The organism is Sphingomonas gellani, from assembly GCF_900110035.1.
In the GTDB taxonomy this organism is placed as follows: domain Bacteria; phylum Pseudomonadota; class Alphaproteobacteria; order Sphingomonadales; family Sphingomonadaceae; genus Sphingomonas; species Sphingomonas gellani.
Map to the genome: position 1 here is coordinate 132,958 of NZ_FOCF01000002.1, position 23,331 is coordinate 156,288.

At 63.3% G+C, this 23,331-nt stretch carries 31 protein-coding genes; 18 read left to right on the forward strand and 13 right to left on the reverse strand.

Annotated elements, in window-relative coordinates:
* Positions 1-297: 297 nt before the first annotated feature.
* The 7 genes from BMX37_RS18705 to BMX37_RS04950 all read right to left on the reverse strand — a co-directional run bounded on the left by BMX37_RS18705 (position 298) and on the right by BMX37_RS04950 (position 2,669).
* The gene (locus BMX37_RS18705) at positions 298-468 is read right to left on the reverse strand and encodes a hypothetical protein (protein WP_170841844.1); all 171 of its coding nucleotides are present in this window, start codon (positions 466-468) and stop codon (positions 298-300) included.
* Positions 465-776 carry a hypothetical protein gene (locus BMX37_RS04925; protein WP_139198006.1) on the reverse strand — a complete coding sequence of 104 codons (312 nt, stop codon included), beginning with the start codon at positions 774-776 and terminating at the stop codon, positions 465-467. Before BMX37_RS04925 ends, BMX37_RS18705 begins: the two co-directional genes overlap by 4 nt.
* Positions 773-1,027, reverse strand: coding sequence for a hypothetical protein (locus BMX37_RS04930; protein WP_093664388.1), 255 nt, complete (start codon positions 1,025-1,027; stop codon positions 773-775). Before BMX37_RS04930 ends, BMX37_RS04925 begins: the two co-directional genes overlap by 4 nt.
* Positions 1,024-1,215: a hypothetical protein gene (locus BMX37_RS04935; protein WP_093664389.1), complete on the reverse strand. Its 192-nt coding sequence runs from the start codon at positions 1,213-1,215 to the stop codon at positions 1,024-1,026. Before BMX37_RS04935 ends, BMX37_RS04930 begins: the two co-directional genes overlap by 4 nt.
* Positions 1,212-1,649 carry an XRE family transcriptional regulator gene (locus BMX37_RS04940; RefSeq protein WP_212611392.1) on the reverse strand — a complete coding sequence of 146 codons (438 nt, stop codon included), beginning with the start codon at positions 1,647-1,649 and terminating at the stop codon, positions 1,212-1,214. The genes BMX37_RS04935 and BMX37_RS04940 overlap by 4 nt, the downstream gene beginning before the upstream one ends.
* A 104-nt stretch (positions 1,650-1,753) precedes the next feature.
* Positions 1,754-2,239, reverse strand: a complete 486-nt coding sequence (locus tag BMX37_RS04945) for a hypothetical protein (protein ID WP_093664390.1) — start codon at positions 2,237-2,239, stop codon at positions 1,754-1,756.
* A gap of 157 nt (positions 2,240-2,396) precedes the next feature.
* Positions 2,397-2,669, reverse strand: a complete 273-nt coding sequence (locus tag BMX37_RS04950) for a transcriptional regulator (protein WP_093664391.1) — start codon at positions 2,667-2,669, stop codon at positions 2,397-2,399.
* Between the two features lie 84 nt (positions 2,670-2,753).
* Between BMX37_RS04950 and BMX37_RS04955 the strand changes: the two genes are divergently transcribed.
* The 4 genes from BMX37_RS04955 to BMX37_RS04970 all read left to right on the forward strand — a co-directional run bounded on the left by BMX37_RS04955 (position 2,754) and on the right by BMX37_RS04970 (position 4,928).
* Complete coding sequence (locus BMX37_RS04955) at positions 2,754-3,248, forward strand: helix-turn-helix domain-containing protein (protein ID WP_093664392.1); 495 nt, start codon at positions 2,754-2,756, stop codon at positions 3,246-3,248.
* A 266-nt stretch (positions 3,249-3,514) separates the two neighbouring features.
* Positions 3,515-3,790, forward strand: coding sequence for a hypothetical protein (locus tag BMX37_RS04960; RefSeq protein WP_093664393.1), 276 nt, complete (start codon positions 3,515-3,517; stop codon positions 3,788-3,790).
* Between the two features lie 26 nt (positions 3,791-3,816).
* A complete protein-coding gene (locus BMX37_RS04965; protein ID WP_139198007.1) occupies positions 3,817-4,065 on the forward strand; it encodes an oligosaccharide flippase family protein in 249 nt (82 codons plus the stop codon).
* Positions 4,062-4,928 (forward strand): glycosyltransferase family 2 protein, encoded by an 867-nt coding sequence (locus BMX37_RS04970; RefSeq protein ID WP_170841845.1) that lies wholly within the window; start codon positions 4,062-4,064, stop codon positions 4,926-4,928. Before BMX37_RS04965 ends, BMX37_RS04970 begins: the two co-directional genes overlap by 4 nt.
* Before the next feature lie 78 nt (positions 4,929-5,006).
* Here BMX37_RS04970 and BMX37_RS04975 read toward each other — a convergent pair whose 3' ends face one another.
* Positions 5,007-6,068 (reverse strand): glycosyltransferase, encoded by a 1,062-nt coding sequence (locus BMX37_RS04975; protein WP_093664396.1) that lies wholly within the window; start codon positions 6,066-6,068, stop codon positions 5,007-5,009.
* A 575-nt stretch (positions 6,069-6,643) separates the two neighbouring features.
* Between BMX37_RS04975 and BMX37_RS04980 the strand changes: the two genes are divergently transcribed.
* The 9 genes from BMX37_RS04980 (at position 6,644) to BMX37_RS05015 (ending at position 13,998) form a co-directional block, all read left to right on the forward strand.
* Positions 6,644-7,306, forward strand: a complete 663-nt coding sequence (locus tag BMX37_RS04980) for a Crp/Fnr family transcriptional regulator (protein WP_170841846.1) — start codon at positions 6,644-6,646, stop codon at positions 7,304-7,306.
* A 1,054-nt stretch (positions 7,307-8,360) separates the two neighbouring features.
* Positions 8,361-8,585 carry an EexN family lipoprotein gene (locus BMX37_RS19435; protein ID WP_170841847.1) on the forward strand — a complete coding sequence of 75 codons (225 nt, stop codon included), beginning with the start codon at positions 8,361-8,363 and terminating at the stop codon, positions 8,583-8,585.
* Between the two features lie 160 nt (positions 8,586-8,745).
* Positions 8,746-9,135 carry a hypothetical protein gene (locus BMX37_RS04985; protein WP_093664398.1) on the forward strand — a complete coding sequence of 130 codons (390 nt, stop codon included), beginning with the start codon at positions 8,746-8,748 and terminating at the stop codon, positions 9,133-9,135.
* 160 nt (positions 9,136-9,295) lie between these two features.
* Positions 9,296-9,796, forward strand: a complete 501-nt coding sequence (locus BMX37_RS04990; protein WP_093664399.1) for a Ros/MucR family transcriptional regulator — start codon at positions 9,296-9,298, stop codon at positions 9,794-9,796.
* Positions 9,797-9,999: 203 nt separating this feature from the next.
* Positions 10,000-10,611 (forward strand): hypothetical protein, encoded by a 612-nt coding sequence (locus tag BMX37_RS04995; protein WP_093664400.1) that lies wholly within the window; start codon positions 10,000-10,002, stop codon positions 10,609-10,611.
* Between the two features lie 97 nt (positions 10,612-10,708).
* Positions 10,709-11,860 carry a hypothetical protein gene (locus BMX37_RS05000; RefSeq protein WP_244501395.1) on the forward strand — a complete coding sequence of 384 codons (1,152 nt, stop codon included), beginning with the start codon at positions 10,709-10,711 and terminating at the stop codon, positions 11,858-11,860.
* Entirely contained in the window at positions 11,857-12,084 is a 228-nt protein-coding gene (locus BMX37_RS05005; RefSeq protein WP_093664401.1) for a hypothetical protein, read from the forward strand. Before BMX37_RS05000 ends, BMX37_RS05005 begins: the two co-directional genes overlap by 4 nt.
* A 6-nt stretch (positions 12,085-12,090) precedes the next feature.
* On the forward strand, positions 12,091-12,348 hold the full coding sequence (locus BMX37_RS05010) for a hypothetical protein (protein ID WP_139198009.1): 258 nt from the start codon (positions 12,091-12,093) through the stop codon (positions 12,346-12,348).
* Positions 12,349-12,438: 90 nt separating this feature from the next.
* The gene (locus BMX37_RS05015; RefSeq protein ID WP_170841848.1) at positions 12,439-13,998 is read left to right on the forward strand and encodes a hypothetical protein; all 1,560 of its coding nucleotides are present in this window, start codon (positions 12,439-12,441) and stop codon (positions 13,996-13,998) included.
* Here BMX37_RS05015 and BMX37_RS18715 read toward each other — a convergent pair.
* Positions 13,986-14,135, reverse strand: coding sequence for a hypothetical protein (locus tag BMX37_RS18715; RefSeq protein WP_170841849.1), 150 nt, complete (start codon positions 14,133-14,135; stop codon positions 13,986-13,988). The genes BMX37_RS05015 and BMX37_RS18715 overlap by 13 nt on opposite strands.
* 251 nt (positions 14,136-14,386) lie before the next feature.
* Here BMX37_RS18715 and BMX37_RS05020 point away from each other — a divergent pair, with 251 nt between their 5' ends.
* Both BMX37_RS05020 and BMX37_RS05025 read left to right on the forward strand, forming a co-directional pair.
* Positions 14,387-15,259 carry a glycosyltransferase family A protein gene (locus BMX37_RS05020; RefSeq protein WP_093664404.1) on the forward strand — a complete coding sequence of 291 codons (873 nt, stop codon included), beginning with the start codon at positions 14,387-14,389 and terminating at the stop codon, positions 15,257-15,259.
* A gap of 23 nt (positions 15,260-15,282) precedes the next feature.
* Positions 15,283-16,707: a lipopolysaccharide biosynthesis protein gene (locus BMX37_RS05025; protein ID WP_170841850.1), complete on the forward strand. Its 1,425-nt coding sequence runs from the start codon at positions 15,283-15,285 to the stop codon at positions 16,705-16,707.
* Between the two features lie 114 nt (positions 16,708-16,821).
* Here the strand turns inward: BMX37_RS05025 and BMX37_RS05030 are convergent, their stop codons facing one another.
* Positions 16,822-17,001: a hypothetical protein gene (locus BMX37_RS05030; protein WP_212611393.1), complete on the reverse strand. Its 180-nt coding sequence runs from the start codon at positions 16,999-17,001 to the stop codon at positions 16,822-16,824.
* Between the two features lie 15 nt (positions 17,002-17,016).
* Complete coding sequence (locus tag BMX37_RS05035; RefSeq protein WP_093664407.1) at positions 17,017-17,649, reverse strand: serine O-acetyltransferase; 633 nt, start codon at positions 17,647-17,649, stop codon at positions 17,017-17,019.
* Between the two features lie 152 nt (positions 17,650-17,801).
* Between BMX37_RS05035 and BMX37_RS05040 the strand changes: the two genes are divergently transcribed.
* Both BMX37_RS05040 and BMX37_RS05045 read left to right on the forward strand, forming a co-directional pair.
* A complete protein-coding gene (locus tag BMX37_RS05040) occupies positions 17,802-18,920 on the forward strand; it encodes a hypothetical protein (RefSeq protein WP_139198011.1) in 1,119 nt (372 codons plus the stop codon).
* Between the two features lie 328 nt (positions 18,921-19,248).
* Positions 19,249-20,046, forward strand: a complete 798-nt coding sequence (locus BMX37_RS05045) for a DNA adenine methylase (RefSeq protein ID WP_093664409.1) — start codon at positions 19,249-19,251, stop codon at positions 20,044-20,046.
* 100 nt (positions 20,047-20,146) lie between these two features.
* Here the strand turns inward: BMX37_RS05045 and BMX37_RS05050 are convergent, their stop codons facing one another.
* A complete protein-coding gene (locus BMX37_RS05050; RefSeq protein ID WP_139198013.1) occupies positions 20,147-20,386 on the reverse strand; it encodes a hypothetical protein in 240 nt (79 codons plus the stop codon).
* A 59-nt stretch (positions 20,387-20,445) separates the two neighbouring features.
* On the opposite strand from BMX37_RS05050, the gene BMX37_RS05055 reads away from it, so the two are divergent.
* On the forward strand, positions 20,446-21,669 hold the full coding sequence (locus BMX37_RS05055; RefSeq protein WP_093664411.1) for a tyrosine-type recombinase/integrase: 1,224 nt from the start codon (positions 20,446-20,448) through the stop codon (positions 21,667-21,669).
* A 715-nt stretch (positions 21,670-22,384) separates the two neighbouring features.
* On the opposite strand, the gene BMX37_RS05065 is transcribed toward BMX37_RS05055, so the two are convergent.
* Positions 22,385-23,164: a helix-turn-helix domain-containing protein gene (locus BMX37_RS05065; RefSeq protein WP_093664413.1), complete on the reverse strand. Its 780-nt coding sequence runs from the start codon at positions 23,162-23,164 to the stop codon at positions 22,385-22,387.
* Positions 23,165-23,331 lie beyond the last annotated feature (167 nt).

Genomic DNA, 23,331 nt, shown 5'->3' on the forward strand with positions numbered 1-23,331 from the left:
GGAGCGTGCCTCTTGCGGCCGGCGCGGCGGGTGATGGGTTCGATCGCGGTCTGAGCGTTCATGACACGGTCTCCGGCTTGTGGCCGCGAGCGCCACGCCGTGTGGGAGCGGGTGTCTCGACCGGGCGGCCTTGGGGTGCGCTCATGTCGGCGGTGACGGTCGCCGGCACGTCGGGATCGGTGAGGGGGGCGGCATCCGGCCTGCCCCCCGAGCTGGTGATGAAGGTCAGCTGGCAACCTCCGCTGGTCCAGCCGCGGCAGGCAGAGCAGCGGCAGCGTTCGAGCTGCACCGACGCGGTCACGCGACCACCTCGTAGCGCGCGATCTCGAAGGGGTGCCCGGTCCGCCGCCAGTTGCACGCACCGGAGCCGTCGGCCGGCCAGCCGGCGAACGGCATGCCGTTCTCCAGCTCGCCGCGCACGCGCTTTCCCATCGCGTCGGTTGGGAGGTGGCCGGGGTTCGGCTTCACGCGTTTGCTGCCGCAACCCGAGCGGCGATGAGCCTTTCCTCCATGGCCAACTCGCGGATGTGTTCGCCTGCTGCCGTGGCGGCCGCGATCTGGAGCTTCGGGTCGACGAGAGAGGCCCTGATGCGAGTTAGATGCCCACGTGCTTCGTCCGGTAGCGAGCCAAGTTCCATCGTCTTCGGCAACGCATCCGAGATCGTCGCACAAAGTCTGATCATGCTCGCCATCTCGAGCATCATCTTCGAGGCGTAATCCAAACCCTCCGCTTTCGTGAGAAGCACCGGCGGAGCAGGCAACTTGGAGGGGCTCACAACCCGAACGCCTGCAGCACGTCCTGCGCGATCGCGATCGTCGACGCGGCGAAGGCGAGGGGGTGGCAGACGGCGCCGATCGCGACGCCGATGCCCATGCCGGCGAGCAGCAGCTTGCCTACGTCGCCGATCGTGTAGGGCACAGGCGGCAGATCGGTGCAGCAGGGGCAATCGTGATCGTGGATCTCGACCAGCAAGGGCGTGGGCCGCTCGAAATGGTACGAGCGGCTGATCTGGGCAGGACGCGTCATGGGTTCTTGCTCCCGGTCTGCTGCGCGAAGCGGAGGCGATCGATGCTCACGAGCTGAGCGGCGATCGCGAGGACGAGGCAGGCGACGGCTACGCGCACGGGGCCGTAGATCGTCGCGTAGAGGGCGATGCCGGCGAACAGCCCCGCAGCGGCGTGCAGGACGCGCAGCGATTTCCTGCGGCGGCTCATCGTGCTGCAAGCCCGGCGGCTGCTGCGGCGTGGATGGCGTCGACCTGGTCAACGATCGTCCGCAGATCGCAGGCAGAGCAGAGGTCCCGCTCGATCCAGTGGCAGACCCGGCCGAATGGGCCAACGCACCCGTCGTAATTGCTGCAGGCGCAGTCGCGGCAGATGTGTGGAGGCGTGTCGCTCAGTCCCTGCCGCACGGCGTCGAGGCGTGCCAGCACGCCCATGTCGAGCGGGAAGGCGGCGGCGAGCGCGACCACCGTGCTGAAGCCGAGAGGTGCTGCGTCCGCCTCGATCAGGCGCAGCCATTCCGTGCGCTGGTGTTCCGGCCAGGCCGGATCGGTCGGCAGCCGGACGGCGACGTCGACGAGCGACTTGCCCGCGGCTTCACGGCGCTTTCGGATGTAGGTACCGGGGGAGATCACGGGCTCGGGCACGGCGGGTTCCAGGCATGCGACAAGCCGTTCCGCGCGGCGGGGCCATGCGGTCGGGCTTGTCGTCGGTGGTGGTGGTCAGGGGCGCGGGGCGCGGGGGTGGCGGGTCAGCTGGTGTCGGGCGCCGCTCCGCTGGTCTTGCGGCGAATCCTGTCGCGCAGGTTGGCGATGGCCGGGGTGCAGGCGGTGTCCGCCTCCTCGCACTCTTTGAGCGCGCGGCGGAGGGTGTCGAGCGAGGCGCCGGGTTGCATGGCTGCGATCAGCCATGCGGTCGCCTCGCCCGATTCACGGGCATAGTCCTGGGTGAGCAGGCCGAGCGCATCGGCGTCAGCGAACCGCTCGGCCGCCTCGCTCTCGATGATCCGGCCGAACGTCTCGTACAGCGGAAAGCCCTCGCGGCCGCCAGCGCGCCACGCGAGGTCGAGCTTGATCGCATCCTCGATCGTCAGACGCTCGCGCTTGTCGGGATCGGAGAGGGCGCGGAGGTAGCTTTCGGCGCGGCCGGTGGTCTCGGCTGCCAGTTCGATCGTCAGCTCGCCGAGCACGCGATACAGCGTATTCTCGATCGTGACGGGCGCACGCTCCTTCGTCATGCGGCCAGCGTCCGAAAACGCGGCGCCGATCGCTGCATACGACCGGCGCCGGAGGCTGCACAGGTTGGGAGCGGCAGATCATTGCCTCGCACGAAAGATGCGGCTCGCGAGGTCCCGCCGGTCTGCCAGCGGACGGAAAGGAAATGTGTTGCAACGATCATTGGGCCCGCACCAAGTCGGAGGGGCGGTCCTGACCAGTGGGGGCGGCTCCCTCGCGCGGGTAGAGGTCGGGGCGAAGGTCGTGCTTCGATACTCCCGTCGCTGCCTCAACTGTCAGAACGTATTCGCCAGGCAGTCTTTTTCCATCTTGCAGGAGCTTGTGGACGTAAGGCTGACTCCGACCGATCAGTCTGGCGAACCCCGACTGCCGACCGACCGTGACGCGTACCGCACGGGCGAGTGGTGATTCGAGGTGGTCTTCGAGAGCCATGCAAGAACGGCTATTCTGATTAGAATAGATCGTCAACAGCCAATCGAAGCTACCCAGCTATTCTGTGAAGAATAGAACCATCCGATGCGGCTGGGTGAGCGGATTGCGGAACGACGTTTGGCGAAGGGCTTCTCGCAAAGTGCTCTCGCGCGTCGGTCTGGGCTGTCTCAAGCCACTATAGGTAAACTTGAGGCTGGCATCAGTTCGGGATCCTCGCACCTGCATAGGATCGCCCGGGAGCTTGGTACCACGCCAGAATACCTGACAGGTGAAATCAACGATCCCGAGGTTGGTGCGCCACCACCGCTTCCTTCGCCTATGATCCAGCATCTTCTTATGCCGGTGGCGCTGCCAAGCGAAGCGGCGCTGACCGAGATGTACGAGGCTCAGCTAAAGGCATTGGCCCGGCTGGAGGGGGCCGAGCTTGCTCATGCTCTCGCCAAGCGTCTGCCCAGAGCTCTCGCGCGGCTGCAAGGCGCCGAGCTGTATGAGGAGTCGGATTCCGCTCCTGAAGCGCGCGAAGCGCCTGCACCTCCTGCCACAGATCATCACGAACCCCGGCGAGCTCGGCGCACTTGACCCGACACTTTTTACACCGATGGCCGCACCCAGGCGAGCGACGGTATACGCGTACTGACACTCCGAATCGGGCCTCCCGTTCCCGTTGTGTTCCATATCAGGACAGGTTGTAGCTGGGGAGTCGAAGCAGGCATGGGCAAATACCAGTAAACGGTGCTGTAACCGTGTGATCGGCCGTTACACATCCTTTCGGTGCAGACATGGAGATTGCGAGAAGCCGGCACGAACGGGCAGTCGCACTAGGCGGTTCAACCTGAGGGGCAAGCATGGGCGGAATCAACGACGAGGGCGCTCGTAGGCGCGGCGCAAGCAAGGACACACCGCGCATCCAGCCGACGGGTGTGGTGCAGTTCCTGCTGACGGACAGGGGCGGGCATAATCAGGTGGTCTCGGTGCTGGTGCCTCATGGGCGCCGCGAGGTTCTAAACGTCGAATTCACGCTGGACGATTTCTACGCGTTCGCGGCCTGTGCGGCCGAAGTGTCGAGCAGCATCCAAAATGACCTGAAGAACGGAACCAATAGCGGCCAGCGTGGCCACTAAGACAGTGCGAAAAGGCTGACCTGAACATGCGTGAAATGAGCATAGAGGAGATACACAGGCGGGCGCGGCGCGGGCCCATGCTTCTCCTTTTGCGGCGCGCACTGTCGCTGATCATCACACTGCTCTCGACCATCCTGATCGCGCGCCTCGTTGGCCCGCGCGCCTATGGGCTTGCGGCCATGTCCGCAGTTGTGTTGTCCTTTTTGCAGGTGTTCCGCGATTATCGGCTGACCAACGCCATGTTATGGAAGCCTACAAAGGAGGTTGGCGCGTGAAAGAGGCTGGTCCGACTATTTCGGTGGTCATTCCGACTCACGGCAGAGCGAGGCTGCTGGCGGAAACCTTGTCTACCGTTGAAATGCAGACGCAAGCACCGAATGAGGTACTCGTCATTGATGATTTGGGCGATAGCGAGACGCGGGAATTAGTTCAGGTACGTGCATCTGCCTTTCCGGTCCCACTGCGTTATGTGCATAATGCAGCCGAGCCGGGTGCCTGCGGATCGCGCAACGTTGGAGCGCGGCTTAGCGCAGGCGAAGCCATAGCTTTCCTGGACGATGACGACAGATGGCTGCCGAGCTACCTCGAGGCGTTGTCGGCGCAGCTCTTATCTTCAGATACGGACTTTGTAATTTCGTACATCGATCGGTGTTTCCCGAATGGTTCGGTGAAGCACCTGACCACGGCTCCCGGCCTGACGGCGACGAACGTTCTGCATCAACGCGTCTACATGACCGGTAGCAGTGTCCTCATACGCCGTAACGCCTTCGAAGATGTCGGCGGGTTTGACCCGAACGTGCCCGTTTTCAACGACTGGGACTTCTTCATCCGCTTGGTGCGTGCGGGCAAGCGGTATCGGGTAGTGCCCGAGCCGTTGGTACAGTGGGTTGAGCACCACGGCGCGAGGATTACGACCGCTACACTGAGGCGCGCGGATGGGATTGACCGTTTCCTGGGCGTCTACGGCGGTGACATGGCGGCTGACGTCCGAGCATATTTTCTGAGAATCGCGTTCGGCATTCGCAAGGCACATGAGACATCGCGGGTTCGCCGTGCGCTCCTAACCGGTAGAATGTTCAGAAAGGCTGGATTGGCCGGCTCAGCCTTTATCGTGCGGCAGCATCTGCACCGGGGTTAATTCGGGCCCGACAAGTCGCGCGGTAGATTTAACTCGTTCGGAGTTACTCCGGCATTGTGTCTGCCCGATGCTGAACCATCAGATATGGCCAATGGCGTCTTCATAAAGCTCCGTGACAATTTTGGCGATCCGCCGCCAATCGTTGCAATCGCGAAGGTCAGCGACACGAGCGGCGGGGTCTTCGGACAGGGCGCCGGCAATCGCTTCCTCTAAATCCCGAACATCGAATGTAGAGGTGCGCGTCATGCCGCGCCCGCCCAGTTGCGCTTGCAAGGTGTCAAACGCTCCACCGGGTGGCGAAACGATACGGATTCCCCTCTCTGCCGCGAGCATCGCCATTCCAGAAGTCGACTCAGTCAAGTACGGGAATGCAATAACTGAACAGGCGGTGATCGCCGCTACTAGTTCAGCATCGTCCAAGCGTTTGTCGAACAGGTGAACCTTCCAACCCGCCTGACGTGCATCGTTGATCTGTCGCAAGATGCCCTTGCCGTAATCGTCTTTCGGCAACGCACCAGCTATGAGGACCTCGAAACAGGGTGTTTGCCGAGTTAGATTAGCCAATACGCGATCAATACCCTTGTAAGGCCGAATGTCGCCAATGACACCCGCTATTGCGCCAGAACTTTCCAAGCCAAAGCGTGCTCGGGCCTCCGCGAATGTTGGAGAAGGAGGGTAGGCATCACCGTACACCCCGTGGGGAACGATGCGAGAGCGAACGCGCCGCAGCGGAAGGTAGACATCCTCAGCACTTTGCTTGACCGACTCGCTCAGGTAGATCACTCCGTCCACGAGCCTGACGAAGTAAGCCATGAGCATGTGCTCAAGCTTGGGTCGTCGGGACGAATGCGACGTGACGTTGTGCGCGGTCCAGATCACGCGTGCGCCCCTGAGTTTCTGAACTGCAAGCGTCAGAACGAAGAGGGGCAACCGGTAAAGATACGCGTTTCCCTTGGCACTGGCGTACTGCTGTGGCCAGTGAACATGAACGATATCCGCGCGACCGAAAAGTGCCTGCTTGACGCTCGGGTCCACGACAGACCAGCCTGATTTTTCAAGCGCCTCCGCAAGGAGGAAGTTGTAGGGGTTCTCCCTTCGATTCCGGCGCGCCGGCAATCCAAAAACCTTCTTCTGTGGCATGGTTCCCCGCGGATTATCGTCTCACGAAGGCCCCCTGGTGCACGGCGTTATATCAGGCAAGTGAATTGCATAGGTCGTGAACGCTTCGTTTGGTCGGACCGCTAAACGTCCAGTGTTGGGACCAGCGATGCCATCCGGGTTAATAGATGGCCATCTGTGACGGCCGAAGAAGGAAAACGCTTACATTCGTCGGACATCAGGTTCACCCGGCAGCTGATCGAGATCGCCAAGTCGCTCGACGTGGACCGAAATTCTTGCATCAGCATGCGTTCGGTCGCGTTGCTGAATTGGGGGTAGCGTTGGGGTATCGAGCAGCTTGATCGATTATGAAGGCCGCGGTTTCCCGCAACTTTTCCTGACCACGGCGGAGCGTATATCCGCCATGGTCGCGCGTTCGGCGCCATAAAGGATGCTTGCGGTCGTCGATCAAATTATCCTACATTAACAATGTAGTATCTCTAAACGCTCGCGTGAGATGGGCGCTGTTGACGGCCGGGAGAATAAGCTTGCCCTCCACATACCCGCTCCACCCCATGGAGGAGTTTGGCCGTCTGTCGGACGGCGAGCGAGACGCGGTGATCAAGCTTGTTGGGAAACCTCATGCGGTAGAACGCGGTGACACGATCCGGCGGGAAGGCGATCCCGCTGCCGGGTTCTTCCTGCTTTCGGAGGGTTGGGTGCTCGCGTCCATGCTGCTTCCCGCGGGACGCCGCCAGGTTCTGACGATCCATCTGCCCGGCGATGTGTTGGGCACGTCAAGTATGAGCAGCGACGAAGCAGTCGAGACGCTCACAGCGATCACACCTGCAGCCGTTTCCGCTATTTCGCTCACCGATTTTGGTCAGGTGATCCAAAAGCACCCGCGCATTGCGGTCAGCTTCTTGCTCAGCGCGCAACGTGAGCGAATCACCCTCATGGATCAGCTTGCCTCAGTAGGCCGAACTAGAGCGGAGCAGAGGATGGCGGCGCTTCTGGTCGACCTTACGGAGCGGCTAGGGCCTCTGCAGCTCGCAGAACATTCCACTTTTGATCTCCCGCTCACTCAGGAGGAGATCGGCGACGTACTCGGGCTCACGGCCGTGCACGTGAACCGCACGCTAAAGATCTTGGAGATTGACGGCCTGATCGCGCGAAGCGGGCGGTGCGTCTCCATTCTCGCGATGGATCGGCTGGTGGAGCTCGGCGGCCGGCCGCGCCGCCCCGTTCGCTCGGGCCTCGACTGGCTACCCGCGAGATGACGACGCAGATCTAGCAGCCAGACTTCGATCTCGAGAGCGCGGCCCACGACAGTCCTGACATCGGGGTACTGGCGGGGTACTCTCGCAAGGTGGCGGCTTAGATTGCCCGGTCTTTGGCGGCCGCCCTTGACCATGGCGGAGGTCGTCTCCGCCATGGTCGTCTGCGTCCGCTTACGCCCAATTGCAGATGTCTGATTGACTGCTAGAGTCGATGCCATGTTGCTGTTGCTTACCACTCTGCTGTTTAGCGGCTTGGTTGGGTTCTGGCTCGCTTCGCTGACGATGACGCGGCCGCGACGAGCGCTGCTCACCCTTTGGGCGCTCGCCCCGTCAACCCTCTTTCTTGGCAAGGCCGTCACTGAAGGCGGCAGCAATTTGGTGCTTCCGTCGATCCCGTGGGCGATACTGGTCCTCATTGGTTGGGGAGGGACAGCGCTGCTGGGCTACTTCGTTGGTCGACCCCGGCGAAGATCTTACAAAGGCGGTTGAGCAACCGTTCTTATCATCGAGCGATCAGCGTCCGCGAACCACCCAATTTCGGCCGTTCGCGATCGGTAAGCGGACGTGAAAAGCGGCCCGGCCGGACGCGCCCAGCAACGGACAATCGATCCTCAGGAGCAATTGTTCTCGCAGAAAGTCGCGACAACGTAGATGATGAAGAGAAGCGGCACGAGCAGGACGGCTAGGCAGCCCCATCCGAGCGCTTTGTAAACGGGGCTGGGTGGGTCGCTCCAGCGTGGCGGGCCATCGTCCCTATCCTCGTCGATCATCTCGTGACGATAGCTGCATCGCCGACAGGCACAACGGCAGCTTCCAACCAATTCCCGACGTTCGGGTACGGCGGAGGTATTCTCGCGATATAAAGGTGGAAACCCTGTGGTTTTCCGCGTGGGCTACGAACTTCGGCGGAGGATATCTCCTCCATGGTCAGCCTGATGCGAGTGGCGGACTGTCTGAAAGCGATGGAGGCCGGTGTCACATTCGCACGCTGCGTACTTGGTCCCATTGATCTACGGACTTGCCTAGGTGAGGGAAAGCGTGCCAGTCGGGTTGCATGAAGCAAGTCGCCCTGATCTCGATCACACTAATCCTAAGCGGGTGTACTCAAGAGTCGAGATCGGTAAGCTTCTACAGAGAGCACCCTGCTGTGCTTGATCAGCGTTTAAGCGAATGTGTTGCACGATTTGATTCTTCAGAGGACTGCCGAAACGTCAAGCAGGCGTTCTACGACCGCGAGGGCACCCCAAGCAGAAACGGTGTGACGATCGGCAAACATTGAGGAAAAGCGCGTAGCCCGCTTTTCTTCCACTGCCGTCGATCAGGGCGGGGCGGATACCCGCCACGATTCCGGCGGGATCGGCACTTTTTGGTTCAGTCATGGCTCCGCAGATTTCTGCTGCCTAAAACGACAGGTAACGAATGTTCGCTATGATAGCGGCATGAATCAGACGCTTGCTGAGCACCATCGGCGGATTGCATCAGGCATTGACGAAATCCGAGCCTTCTGCAGCCAGCCGGAGCCCAACGTGGCCGCGCTGAGCAACGCTCGCGTGCGCCTCAGCCGGGCCAGCGGTGCTCGCACGCAGTATATAAACGAGACGCTGATCCCGGAACTTCGCGCACGAGCTGATCGCTCTATGCTTGCAGAGCTGGCTGAGTTGCAGCGAGTGATTGCCGCCAAGCGGCTGGCGTCGAGCGTGCACGTTTCGGTGTGGAGCAGCAAGGCGATAGCCGGCGATTGGAGGGGCTACTGCCAAGCCGCCCGTAGCATATGGGCGATGATGGAAGAGCAGATGAGCCGGGAACGTCGGATCTTCGGATCGCTCTAGCATCACCGAAGTCGGCCAGTGTTGTAGCCCTTCTCTTCCTTCGTCTTGGGGGAGCGCTTCGACAGGATTCTGTTCAATAAAGCTCTTTCGATGAACCTGCTCGTGACATTGACCATTCGCGAGACGTTGTTACTAAGCTCTCTACTCAAGGGAGTGCGTAATGACTGAGACCTCTGAACTCAACGCGGTCGAATTGGCCACCGAGCTGACCATTGCTTGGTTGGGCAACCCCAACACTCGGACCTCGTCCGAGGAAGTTCCAGCTTTTCTCGGCAAGATGCATGAGACTGTGTCAGCGCTGCTCGGCAGCGGAGCATCGACGGAGCAGCCCGCAGAACAGCCGACCGAGTACGTACCGGCCGTGACCGCGCGCAAGTCGCTGGCGTCCAAGGATCACATCATCTCGATGATCGACGGCAAGCCGTACAAGACGCTGCGCCGCCACTTGGCGAGCAACGGCCTCACCCCGGCCGAGTATCGCGATCGCTATGGGCTGAAGCCGGATTACCCGATGGTCGCCGAGAACTATTCGGAGCACCGCCGCGCCATGGCGAAGAAGATCGGGTTGGGCCGCAAGCCTGGCCAGCGCGGCGGCGCCGAGGCGGCAGAGGTTTCTGCGCCGGCCGCTCGGCGTCGTAAGATATCGGCGAGCGAGGCCTGAACCGGATTGGGCCGGCAGGGGCGTTTCCCTGCCGGTCGTGCATGACGCTGCGCGCGGGGGTACCATCGGGGTATCGTTCAAAGATCAGCCAGTTAGATCCCGCGTGTTTCTGCCGTGTTCGTCAACCATGGCGGACAGGGTATCCGCCATGGTTCGCCGCTAAGCTCTAGCGAATCACGTTTTGTTCTCGCTAGATCGCCTGGATGGTCGGCGATCCCAAGCACCTCTCAGACCTGACGCAGATCGAGGCGGACGTGCGGATCGTCTGCCGCGACTGCCATTATGAGGACGATTGGACGGTGGAGGCACTCGCCCGGCATCTGCACCTGATCGGCGGGAACACGACCTGGTCCGAGATCACCCGCTACATGACCTGTCGCCGCTTCAGCTGTGGCTCGCGCCGGTTGAAGGCCCTGGTGGTGCCCTACGCCCGTCGGCAGCCGAACTTGAAGCGCCGCATCGGCAAATATGACGAACAGCTGATCGGGGCCGCGGTGGGCGTTCTGCAGGACATCGTCGCGCGATCGCCGGGCCGCGAGGTGGCGACGCTGGATCTGCGCCTCGCGCTTTTGGTCGTGCATCGGTACATGCGCGATCCGAAGCCGATCCGCGAGCTGTGGGAGAGGGCAGGGAACGCGCAGCGCCCAGCCGCCAGCGGCCTGCAGGAGCCAATGGCGGTGATCCGCTATCGTCTGGAGCAGGGCGGCTGGCTGGCGCCGGAGGTGCTGCTGGAAGATACGCGCCGATGGGTCTGGGACTCGCCACCGCCGAAGGGATGGCTTCCGCGCGCCGGCGAGGTCCGGCAGGACAATTAACGGGTTCCGATCTTGGATCGAGGAGCGAAAGACCGCTCGCTTTCCTACATCCGGTTCTTCACGCTATGTTCCGGAAGGGGCATGTAGACGGGGGTCGATGAGCGCGCCTTTCCATCCGGCACCGGAACCGCGACGGCGAGATCTGGTGCTGGCGTACATCATTGAACGGATCGCGCGGGATGGGGTGAGCCCCACGCTCGAGGAGATCGCGTTCGCGCTGAAAATCAGCAAGGGCAGGGCGCATCAGTTGATCGGCCAGCTGGTCGCGGACGGCCGCCTGGAGCGTCGGCCGGGCGCTCAGCGCCGTCTGGTCGTACGCGACGTGGCGGCATCGCGCGAGGTGCTAAGCGAGGTCCTCAATCGGCTGGGTTGGAACGTCAACGATCACCCACCGCCAGCGCCCACCCCCTATCCGCACGTCCAGCTGCCGCGCCTGCCCACGCTCCGCTACTTGCCTGACCCGGACAGCCCCGGGGAGCCGCTGGCGCTGCCGGCGGTGACCGCCAGCTCGACCGCGGCCGGGCACGACCCGGTCTATGTCGGTAACGACTATCTCGGCGTGACGTGGCAATCCGCCTCGGGCGCCGACCGGCAGTGGCTGCTGGTCGACCTCGGCGCCGATCGCGCGATCGACTTCGCCGCGCTGCTCGGCTGCGACGGCGCCGGGGCCCCCTGGACGCTGAATGTCGAAGTGGCGACAGCCGCGCAGGGCGACGGCTTTCCGGCGGGCAGCTTTGCGACCGGCGACCTGCCGTTCCTCGCCGGCGCTGCCATGTGGGAGAGCGGACGCGGGATCGGCTGGTGGTCGGGTGATCGGCTGGTCGGCCGCTATATCCGCCTGACGATCGGCGGGCTCGCCGGCGCGGCCGCGACGGTGGGACGCCTGGTGCTGGGTGCCCGCATCCAGCTGGATCGCAATTTCAGCTTTGGCGGCAAGTTCGGGGTCAAGGATCTCGGCAGCTATGATCTGTCGGCGCGCGGCGTGCCGCTGAAGCGGCGCGGCGTCCGCCTGCCGACGCTATCGATCGAGTTCACCGCAGTCCACAAATGGGAAGTGGAGGCGGCGATCCGTCCGCTGATCGAGCGGCTGGGCAATACGGGCGAGCTGTTCATCTGCACCGACCCGTCGCCGGACGCACAGCGCCAGCGCCGCTGCTATTACGGAACGCTGGTCGGTGACCTGGCGGCCGTGCAGCGCAAGGCGAGCGGCTGGGGCTGGCAGGCCAATCAGGTGAGCCTGATCCGGTGAGGGGCGTCCTGATCCAGGTCGACGCGAGAGACCCGGACACGCTGGCGATCGTCACGCTGCGCATGGCCAGCGTCGACGACAGCCGCGTCTGCCACCTGAACGACACCGTGTGGTGGCCGGTGATCAGCAAGCTGCCGAAGCTCGCCTATGACCTGTTTTCGGGGGCGTTCGATGGCAAGGTCGAGACGCCGACCAGCGATGTCGTGTTCCAGCTGGCGCCCTGAGGGAATATGCCCAGACACCTGCTGGCCGTGTGCTGTGCCGTGATGCTGACCGCGTGCGGGCGATCGACGAGCTCGATCAGACCCTCGGCCCTGCCGACGCCGCCCCAGGCAGCGACCGAACGGTGCCGGCCGACGCCGCAGCACCGGCAGCCGGACGGTAGCGCCACTGCGGCCGACGACGATGCGACGATCCGCGACGGCCGCTTTGACCTGAAGACCTGCGACCAGAAGCGGCAGCTGCTGCTCGAGGCCTGGCCGCGCTGATCGACACGCGGCCTGACGCCCCTCTTCATATCTAAAGGACTGCCAATGCCCTTTTCGCCTCATCGCTCGGGGCGTGCGCACCGTGCGCGTATGCTCCGCAGCACCTCGCTCGACAGCGGCGTCGCGCCTACTCCCACGCCAACGCCGAGTGCTTCGATTGCTAGCCCCAGCGGCTTCGCCTTTTCGGGTCCCTACGCGCCGACGATCAGCCGCGTGGGCAAAGGCAGCGCCTCGACCTTCTCGACGGACTACAGCGAGGCGACCCGCAAGGCGCGGATCGCGCCTGTGACCACGTTCTACGTGCGGCTGTCGACCGGCAACAACAACAATGACGGCCTGTCCGCCGCGACTGCGTTCCGATCGCTGCGGCTGGCGGTAAAAATGGGAGTCGACACGGGACAGCCATTCACTGTCAACTATGAAGCGGCGTTGCCGACCGCCGCGACGCCGATCGTCTACCGCGACAGCAGCACACAGGCGCGCTCGGGTCAGGCGACGAACAACGCGACTTGGGGGGATTGCTGGCGCAGCACGGACATCACGCAGGATTGCGTCTTAGAGCCGAGTGTCGCGGGCGGGGTCGCATACAACGCGTACACGGCTATTTCGCCGAACTATGCGGCATCAAGCGACACCAACACCTACGTGGCAACCGTCACGTCGACGACGCGCTACTCTCAGATCTACGATTTCGCCAATCTCGACCGGAACAACGCGCCCCGACCGCTGGCCAAGCTGATCGCCGCGCCTGCCGACGCCGCAAACCCCTGGCCTGAAATCAACGCCCTGTGGACAGCCCTGAACGGCGTCACGGATGCTGGGCAGGTTCCGGCTTATGGGCTGGGTGTCGTCTGGACCGACGTAGCCAACAACAAGATCTATGTTCGGACCTTCAACAACCGCGCTCCGGACGCCAACCTGTTGCATGGCTCGCTGACCGGCAACCTGCCGGCTGGCATCAACGCGACGCCGACAAAGGCGGTGCGCGCCTATATCGAGGGGCTTCGCTTCATCGGCGGGTCAGCGGGCGGCTATGCCGCCTTCCACCTCTATGCGGCTGGCGGCTTTCGCCATCAGTTCGACTTCGTACGGTGCGGTTTTCATGGCGGCGTTGGAGCTGGCGCACTTCAGGTGGACGGTTCCGCGGCGACCGATGGCAGCGACACGATCGCCGTCGGCTGCTACGCCAGCAACGCCCTGTTCGACGGCTTCAATTACCATCAGGCATGTTCTGCGATTGAGCTGGGATGTACCTCGGACTGGAACGGCTGGGAATCCGGCCTCGCGAACAATGGCACCACCTGTCACGAAACCTGCCGCGTCATCCGCGTCAGTGGATCGTACCGGCAGAACCAGGACCGGTCGCTTCACGACGTGCACCAGGCGATGAGCTGGAACCTGGGCTGCGAAAGCAGCACCCGGCGGGGTCAGGACGGCGCGGAGCAGAGCGCGGCGTTCGCGACCGGACGACCGTCGACGTCGGACAACTCCACGATCTGGCTGGACGCGTGCGCGGTGTTGAACGGTGCGGGCGGAGCGCCCCAGTACCCGACCGAAAGCTACACCAGCGCCACCCTGCGGTATGCCAATCTGTCATTCGTGCCGACCGCCGGACCCGGCACGGGTACGGTGAGCGCCTACGAAGCCTGAGACTGTCCAGGGAAGGCGGCGTTCCACACGGCGTCGTCATCCTCGCTCTGCCGGCGACGATCGTCGCGTTCGGCGATCAGCTCCGCGACCAGCCGCTCAAGGTGGTCCAGCCGGTCCAGCAACCTCTCGTTGTCCACATTTTTTCCCTTGTTTCGAGGATATCGCCATCGCCCGCCGTCAGGGGGCGGGGGAATGACGGGGCGATCGAGCATTGGTAGACGCCGTGTACCGACACTAGGTGTAGGGAATTAGGCGACATCAGGACATCTGCTGCGACACAGAACGTTATTCGTTCTGCGCCATCTTTGTGGCCTTGGAGTAGCGTAAGCTTCTTCATTTTCCGCATCATATATGCAAACGCGAGCCCTCGACACGGAAGGGGGCCTGGATGGGGCTGAGAGAGCTTAGGCAGCGAGTGATCAAGGAACGGCGGGTACGTCGAGCACTCGCGAAGGCTAGCAGGCGCGCTGGCAGCGTGAAGAAACCTTTGCAGGGCGACTTGGTAGTAAGCCTCACCTCATACCCCGCCCGCTTCAAGGGCCTTCACCACGTTCTGCAGAGCCTGCTGATGCAAACGGTGGTCCCCGACCAGGTCGTGCTTTACCTTGATCAGGGAGACGAGAAGGCGCTGCCGAAGCTCGTGACTGAACTCGCGGGCGAGCGTATTTCAATTCAACCACGCCCGCCGATTCGATCCTACGGCAAACTCGTGAACGCGCTCTCAGACTTTCCGAATGCCAACATCATCACTGTAGACGACGATGTGGTGTACTCGAGCAACTTGGTGGAGCAACTGACGACCGGAGCAGCGCAAAATCCTGGCGCGATCGTGTGCTCGCGCGCTCACCGCGTCTCGTTCACCCTCGACGGCTTCCTTCTACCATATGGTTCTTGGGCAGACGACGTTCAGGACGAGTTCGCCCGAAAGTCGTCCGTAGATCTGATGCCAACTGGGGTCGGGGGCGTGCTCTATCCTCCAGGCAGCTTGCATCCCGACGTAATGGATATGGAGACCGCGCTTCGGATCTGCCGAACCGCTGACGATGTTTGGTTTTACTGGATGGGTCGGCGAGCGAACACCGTTCAGCTAAAGGTGGGCGGTAAAATCCCACTCATGCACACCTACGACAGCCAAGCCACTGGCCTTATCCATGAGAACTGGGCCGGTGCTAATGATCGACAGATTAGGGCAATGTGGGAGACTTACGGCCGGCCTCAAGGTATCCCCGACCGGTTCCGGCTTGCTCCGGAGATAGGCTGATGGCGGCAGGCGCACCGGCCTCGATGGCCCGCAACGCCACCCGCGGAGCCGCGACGACGGCTGTGGCCCAGGCGTTCAAGGTCGTCACCACAATGCTTACCACGGTCATAGTGGCGCGGCTGCTATCGCCAGACGATTACGGCGTAACCGCCATGGTCGCACCGGTCGCCGGGTTCATCCTGATCTTCCAGAACCTGGGGCTGAATTCGGCTGTTATTCAGGCCAAAACATTGGATCCTGAACACAGCAACGCGCTCTTCTGGGTCAACATGGCCGCCTCCGCTGCCATCGCGGTAGTGATGGTTGCAATAGCGCCCCTAGTCGGGTTGTTCTATCACGATACAAGGGCGGCGCTCGTCACTGCGGCGACGGCCGCGACGGTCCTCGTATCCGGCGCCAAGTTGCAGCATCAGGCTCTTCTTAATCGAGAGATGCGGTTTTCCGTTCTCAGCTTGAACGATGTTGTTTCAGCTGCTGCAACTTTGTTCGGAACGGTCATCGCTGCCTACTTTCTTCGTAATTATTGGGCAATCTGGATAGGGGCCTTTGTAGGCGCCATGAGTAGCACCCTAATGATGTGGGCCAATTCCGGTTGGCGACCTCGCCTAGGCGCGAACTTCGCGGGGACCAGAAAGTTGATCGCTTTCGGCGCGAGCATCACTGGATTCAATCTTGTGAACTTTCTGGCTCGAAATGCTGACAATGTGATCATCGCGAAAGCGCAAGGTTCAGCTCAGCTAGGCCTGTACGATCGTAGTTATAAGCTGATGCTGTTCCCGCTTCAGAACATTAATCAGCCGCTTAGCCGCGTGATGACGCCGGCCCTAAGTCGGATGCAGGATGAACCGGCGCGGTACCGCCGGGCCTATCTGCTCGCCCTTCGCGGACTAGCAATCGTTTCGCTTCCAGGAGTGATCACGGCCGCCATTTGCAGCGGCCGAGTGGTCGAGATACTGCTTGGGCCGAAGTGGATGGGCGCGGCTCCCATCTTCTTCTGGCTCAGCTTGACAGCTCTCGCCCAGATCGTAGCAAATACGACCGGGTGGCTTTACGTAAGCACTGGCCAGGGCAGAAGGCAGTTCGTCTGGGGCGTTACCTCAAGCCTTATTAGCTTAGCCAGCTTTGCAATTGGCATTCCGTTCGGCGCAGTTGGTGTTGCCCGGGCGTATTTTTTTGGCCAGCTCCTAGGTCTACCATTTCTGTACTGGAGCGCCACTCGGAACAATCCGGTCAGCTACGGGTCGTTGATAACCGTCCAGCTGCCTTCCCTGATCGCTGGTGTTATCACGTTTGTCATCAGCCGCACGTTTCCAGCTTCGCTGCCGTCCGTATATTTCGTCGGGCTGACGGCAGTGATCGCGTACTCACTGGCACTGGCCCTCCAGGCGGTGAGCAAGTCTGGTCGCGAGGCTCTGCTGGAGATGTTCGGAATGGTACGACGGGCTTGAGATAGCCGATCAGAGGAGGTCATCTAGGATGATTACCCCTTCGGACCGACCAGCAAGACCACCGCTATCAACTGAGACAGCTCGCGGGCTTCAGCGATAGGCTGGAGCCCGCGATCAACCAAGTAGCGCAGCACTCACATCGGCGGTGTAGTCGGCAAACGCCACAAAATCAGCGAGGCGGAACTCGATCGAAGCAACCCGATCAGCCGTCGGGTCTGGTAGCAGCACAGTAACGAAGACCTCTCCGGCGACCTCGTGCTGCGTATAGGTGATGTGCCCGTCAGGACGGATCATCAGCTGATCCATGGGTTAGACCTGCCGATTGATGTAGGCACCTGAGCCGCGTTCGGAGATCATGGTGGCTTGCGGCGCGGCCATTACTGCGTTTGGCGGCACGTCACTCGTCACAAGCGCGTTGACGCCAATGGCCGCATCATCCCCGACGGTCACCCGGCCGACCACCTTCGCGCCTGAACCGAGGAAGACCCGATCGCCTAGAGTGGGTGCGCCGGCCTTCGATCCACGGTTTATCTGGCCGAGCAGAACGCCCGGAGTGATGTTGCAGTTACGCCCGATGATCGCATCGTTGTGGATGTAGATGCCTCCGAACCTGTTGATGAACAGCCCGCCGCCGATCACTGTGTTTTCAGGAATTGCCAGACCGTACTTATACCGCAACCGTAGCAGTATGAGTTTGAACAGCGGATAAAGAGCCATCTTGGTGACCTTGCCGGTTTTTAGATAACCGGTGCTGCGCATCCACACCGTGTACTTAAAGCCCGGTGTGAAGAGGTAGTGCTTCAAGGCTTGCGCTGCGCTTACCCGGCCAGAGTAGCGAAAGAGGTCCTCTGCCAGAAGCGTCCGAAGCTGGCGAAAAGAGCGAGCGCAGCCGTCAATGTGATCCGCGCGCTTTGCGTCTTCGTAGGCCGGTCTGTCCGTCATAGCTTCCCCGTTTCGATGATCCGCCACCTTCGCGCGAGATCATGCAGCCTGTCCAGCGCGAACGCTTTAACCCTCACCGACGCGCTGAACGCCGACGTCTGACGGGCCGCATCCCGCAGCCCGCAGCCTGCAGTCCAGAAGGACCCACCACCATGAAAAAGCTGATCCTCGCCCTCGCGGTGACCCTAGTGCCGTTCGCGGCTGCCGCGCAGGTCGTCACCGTCACCGCTCCGCTTCCCGACAAGAGCGGCGACGGTCGGGTGATGGTCTCCACCCAGGCTAAGGCCCTCGGCGTCGGCAGGGGCACGGTCCTGACCCGATGCGGTTCGACGCTGGTCTATGTCGGGCCGAAGAGCGCGTGCCCGCCACAGCCGGGGGCGCTGGCCGTGGCTGCATCGCCAGCTGCCCCACTACTGTTCAACCCTGGCACCTTCGCCACCACCCGCAACTTCAAGGCGGCGGGTGGCAGCATCGCCAACATGCGCTTTACCGGGCTGGGCACGATCAGCCGGCCCCGCGGCGTGGTGCCGGACCTGATCCTGCAGGACATCCAGGCGGACGGCGCCAGCTTCATCCTGCGCAACTTCGAGGGCAGCGATGCCACCCCGCGCGTGACGATCGCGCGCGTCACCAGCCTGAACGCTGGACCGGGCGGCTTCTACTTCCGCGGTTCGTCTTCCGGCACGATCACCGACGTGCGGATCGAGGCGACCAAGCCGAACACGCAATCGTCGAAGGTCCCGGCCGGGATCGGGTTGGCGGGCAAGAACGCGGGCGACAATGGCGGGCCGTGGACGATCAGCCGGTTCTACATTCGCGGCATGCAGTCGATTGGCGATATCTTCAACGGCGACGGGATCGCGACGGAGAAGGGTTGCCACGATGTCACGATCACGGACGGCTATAGCGGCTGGAACCGGGATGCTGGGTACGACATCAAGAGCGTCCGCACGACGCTGAACCGCGTGGTTGCCGAGGGGAACCGGCGCAACTTCAAGGTCTGGTCGGACGGCGACTGGGGTACGATCACCAGCATCGACCCATGTCAGCCGGGTCGCGGCGAGTGCGCGCATGTCCAGGTGCAGGGCTCCATCCGCCTCCACGTCGCGCGGCTGATCGCCCGCAGCGGCAACGCCACGCCGCTGTTCCAGACAGAGGGCGGTATCCCGACGATCACCGTCGACGCGTGCGATCTGAAGCTGCCGGTCGGGACGCCCCTGCTGAAGGGGAAGGCAGTGCTGCACCTCGGACCCGGCTGCGTAGCGCCCTGACGCTCTCGACCCGCCGCCACACGCGTGCCATAGCCGCCGGGCCTGCCCGAGCTAGCCGCGGAGGTAGGTCCGCGCGCGCGGAAACAGGCCGACCGGTTCGCCGGGTGGCCTGCGAAATAGAAGACCTTCGGGGAATACGCGGGGCGCAGTCGCCTGTTCTGCGCGGCTAACCACCCGGTACCAGGTGGTGACGCCAGAGGCCTCGCCAGCGTGTTCCCCGAAGCCACCATGATCCACGACATTCCAGGCCCGCCGATCGCGCCGATCGGCGGCAACTCAGCGCGCGTAGCCGACGTGCTTCTTACCGAAGAAAGCTGAGCCTACACCTATGCGAGCGACGATCGCCGCCAATCCTCCCGCCGCTTATCTCGGCGGCAAGCGCAACCTGGCCAAGCGCCTGTGCGCCATCATCGATACCATTCCCCACCGCGCCTATATCGAGCCTTTCGTCGGCATGGGCGGCGTGTTCCTGCGCCGGGGCAAGGCGCCGCCTGTCGAGGTCATCAACGACCTGTCTGGCGACGTCGCCAATCTCTTCCGCGTCGTGCGACGCCACTATGAACCGTTCGTCGACGAATTCGGCTGGCTGCTCGCCAGCCGAGCCGAGTTCGAGCGGCAAATCCAGCTGGATCCCGCCGGGCTGACCGATATCGAGCGCGCGGTCCGCTTCCTCTACCTTCAGCGCCTGGCGTTCGGGGGCAAGGTGACGGGCCGCACCTTCGGCGTTCGACGCGACCAGTCGTCGCGGATCCAGCACAGCGTGATGCGCGCCGAGCTGCGGAAGCTGCACCATCGGCTCGAGCCGGTGACGATCGAGCAGCTGCCGTACCAAGACGTTATCCGCCGCTATGACGGGCAGGGGGCGCTGTTCTACCTGGATCCGCCCTATGACGAGACGACCGGCTACGGCACCGGCTTCGGCCGTGCCGACTTTGTCGCCTTGGCGGCCCAGCTTGCCGGCATCGCCGGCCAGTTCGTCATGTCGATCAACGACACGCCCTTCATCCGCGAGACCTTCGCACCCTTCGCGATCAAGGAAGTCCAGACCACCTGGACGGTGTCGAGCGCCTCCACCGGCCGGCGAACGAAGGTGACGGAGCTGATCATCCGCAATCAGCCGCGCTGAGGCGGGTATCGGCCGGGGTATCGTGCCCCGGCCGTCACTCCAGGAACGGCGGAAAACCGCGCCTTTCGCGCGACCATGGCGGAGGGCACCTCCGCCGTGGTTACTCCTCCGCAGGTCCTACATCGATCCGGACGTAGAGGGCGCGGCTCTCGTCTGTGTCCTGGTCGTGCACCCGGCAAATTAAGATTTGCTGGAACTGACCTCCCGCTGATCGCTCGCGGCCGATCAGCAAGGCGGAATGCACTGCCTCGCGACATGCGGCGTCCATGCTCTTCAGGTTCGTGACCGTGGCCTCCGCTACCTGCCCGCCGTCGTCCACCTGAATTCTGAAGCTGCCCATCCGGAGCGCATGCGCCGTGGCGGGGCAGAAGTCCCTCATCCAAATCAGGATTTTACAAAATGCTGACCAACGCTGCGGTGAAAGCCGCGCGGCCGCGCGCGGCCGCCTACAAGCTGACCGACGAGCGAGGCTTGCACCTGTTCGTCGCGCCAACCGGGCTGAAGTCGTTCCGCTGGCGCTTCCGCCTCGGCGGCAAGGAGCAGCTGCTGACGATAGGCGAGTGGCCGAATGTAAGCCTGGACGAGGCGCGGGATCAGGTCGCGCGTGCGCGCGAGCAACTGGCCAACGGACAGGATCCACGCACAGCGCGTTCGGAGGAGCCCGCGCAAGTTCGTGCTTTCGAGTATGTCGCCCGGCGCTGGCATGCTGAAAGCAAGGCGAACTGGACCGACGTTCATGCGGCCGACGTGCTGGTCAGCCTGGAGCGCGACATCTTTCCGGCGATCGGCACCATGCCGATCGCGGCGATCACGCCGCCTGTCATCCTGAACGCGCTGCGCGTCATCGAGGAGCGCGGCAGCCGGGAGACCGCGCGCCGCATTCGTCAGCGGATCTCAGCCGTGTTCGCGTTCGCCATCACCGAGGAGCTGGTGGACAGCGATCCGTCGGCCTTTCTCGCCCGCCGGCTGAAGCCGGCGGCCCCGGCACGGCACCACCCGGCGCTGACTGACATCGATGATGCGCGATCCTTGCTCGTCGCCGTCGACCAACTGGCGGCCGCGCCGGCGACGGTGCTGGCTTCTCGCTTCCTTGCCTTGACTGCCGTGCGCCTGGCTGCGGTGCGTGGCGCGTGCTGGTCGGAAATCGAGGACCTGGACGGTCCCGAGCCGCTTTGGCGCGTTCCGGCCGCCCGGGTGAAGATGCGCAAGGCTGACAAGAGCCAAGCCGAACGCGATCATTTGGTGCCGCTCTCGCCGGCAGCGGTAGAGGTCCTGCGCGCAGCGCGTGCAAATATGCATGCCAGCGATGCAAATTTGCATGACGCCCTCATCTTCCCGGGCCGTGGTGCCGGCCGGCCGATCGGCGAGGCTGCGATCGGTGCGCTGTACGATCGCACCGGCTACGCCGGCCGGCACGTCCCGCACGGCTGGCGCGCATCCTTTTCGACGATCATGAACCTGCGCGCGCCGGACCAGCGGCAGATGATCGAGGCGGTGTTGGGCCACGTGTTGAAGAAGGAGGACGGCACCGTCGCCAAGGTCGAGGGTGCGTACAATCGGGCGCAGCACCTCGGGCCCCGCCGGGCTCTCCTCGAAGCCTGGGCGATCGCGCTGGTCGGCTGAGCGCGGCCGGCCGATCGAGCGGCGGCTTGACCGCCGACCAACCCCTTGGGTCCTCCCGACGGGCCCGGCTCCTATGCGGGGGCCGGAGGCGCATCACGCGCGCAATTCCCCTGTCCCGCAATCGCTACGCCTTATTATTACGCCTTTGGGATCGAACGTACTCAGCTGACCGGCGGCGACGTGTCTACAACATTGGATGGTGGCTCCGGTATCGTCGAGCGTACAGCTTCGAAGCCGGCAGCGATCAAACGCCGCCCCGTCTCGCCAGCTGCCTGAGGGGTGAGCGTAAGCGCGACCCCGTCGGGCCCGTCGAGTATTACCCAGCCACCTTCAACGGTGACATCACCCGGTTCCGATTGCGGCTTCATGAAATACACTCCGAATTTAAGGGCTTAAGGCGACAGGCGGCGGATCGGGCCCGCCGTCGCTTTTGGCCGAGCCAAGCTCACACAGGCAGGTGGCTGGTTCTTGCGCAGTGCCTCCGTACGCAACGCGACGATTTCCGGACTAAAAAGATCGCCCTTGGCGGATCACCCGCTTGCATCGCGATCCGCTTCCGCGCTCGCTGCCTTCCGGCAGCCCGTGGCGGCGCAAGCCGCCGCGTTCCGACAGCCGCGTCTTGGCTGTCGGGGCGGGGAGGTAGGGCTCTCGCCTTTGACGGGATCAGGCTGCGCGTCGCGTAGCGACTCCTTTTGACCTTAGATCAATGACTCGACTAGCGGTTCAGCGCCATATCGGCACTCTCGCTACGGGCATCGATGCAGGCGCCTAGTTTCGCCACGACGTCCGCCAGTGGGCCGCTCACCAGGGTGGCGCGCGCCAGCTCGCGGCAGTTGAGGCCCGCCAGCATGTGCTGCGTGTCCTCCTGCCGATCGGCCTCGCGCTGGATCTCGTCGACGGGGGGCGGCGCTGGGCGCATGGATCGGGGCAGGAAGGTCATTAGCGCCTTCGCGAGGACCGGGCGGTACACGTTCGATGTCTGATGCCAGCGCGGGCCAGCACCCTCCGCCTCGACGCGCGCAAAGCGGCGTTGCCGGATCAGGAGGCCGACCTTCTCCAGGATGACGATTGCCCGGGCGACGGTGCGGCGGCCGAGTTCCGTTCGCTCGGCGAGGTAGTCATACGAGGGGTAAAGCTGGCCTTTGGTCACGCGCCACAGCGTGCAAAACTCCTGGTACACTCGAACAGCGGCAGCGGTCATCGCCGCGACCGCCCGCTCCGCGACGGACAGCTCCTCTCCCCCGCGTTGCTTCCGTTTCAGGCGCCGCCCTTCATCCAGCAGCTTGCCGGCCGCGCGGGTCAGCTTGTCGGCTTCGCCCTTTACAGGGACGGCAAAGAACCCCTCTTCAAACGTGCCGGCCTCCAGGCTGTCACGCCGAACCGATGCACCTGTTCGATGCGGTGTACCTTGCTTGACGCGCTGGCGGTTGAGGACGTCGGCGAAGAGGCCGCCGATGGCGGTGGCTGTGGTGGAACGGGCAATGGCGAACGACATCGTGTCGGCTCCCGGTGCGGAGTCGATGGGCGCACGAAAGCGCCGGCTGAACCGGGGTAGGCAGCCGCGCGCTTCGCAGGTTGCAGAGCCCTCGAGAGGGCAGATGTCGGTGGTGCTTGTCTCCCCGGTGTCGCTCCGGTGTCGCGCGATGCGACCTACGGAAATCT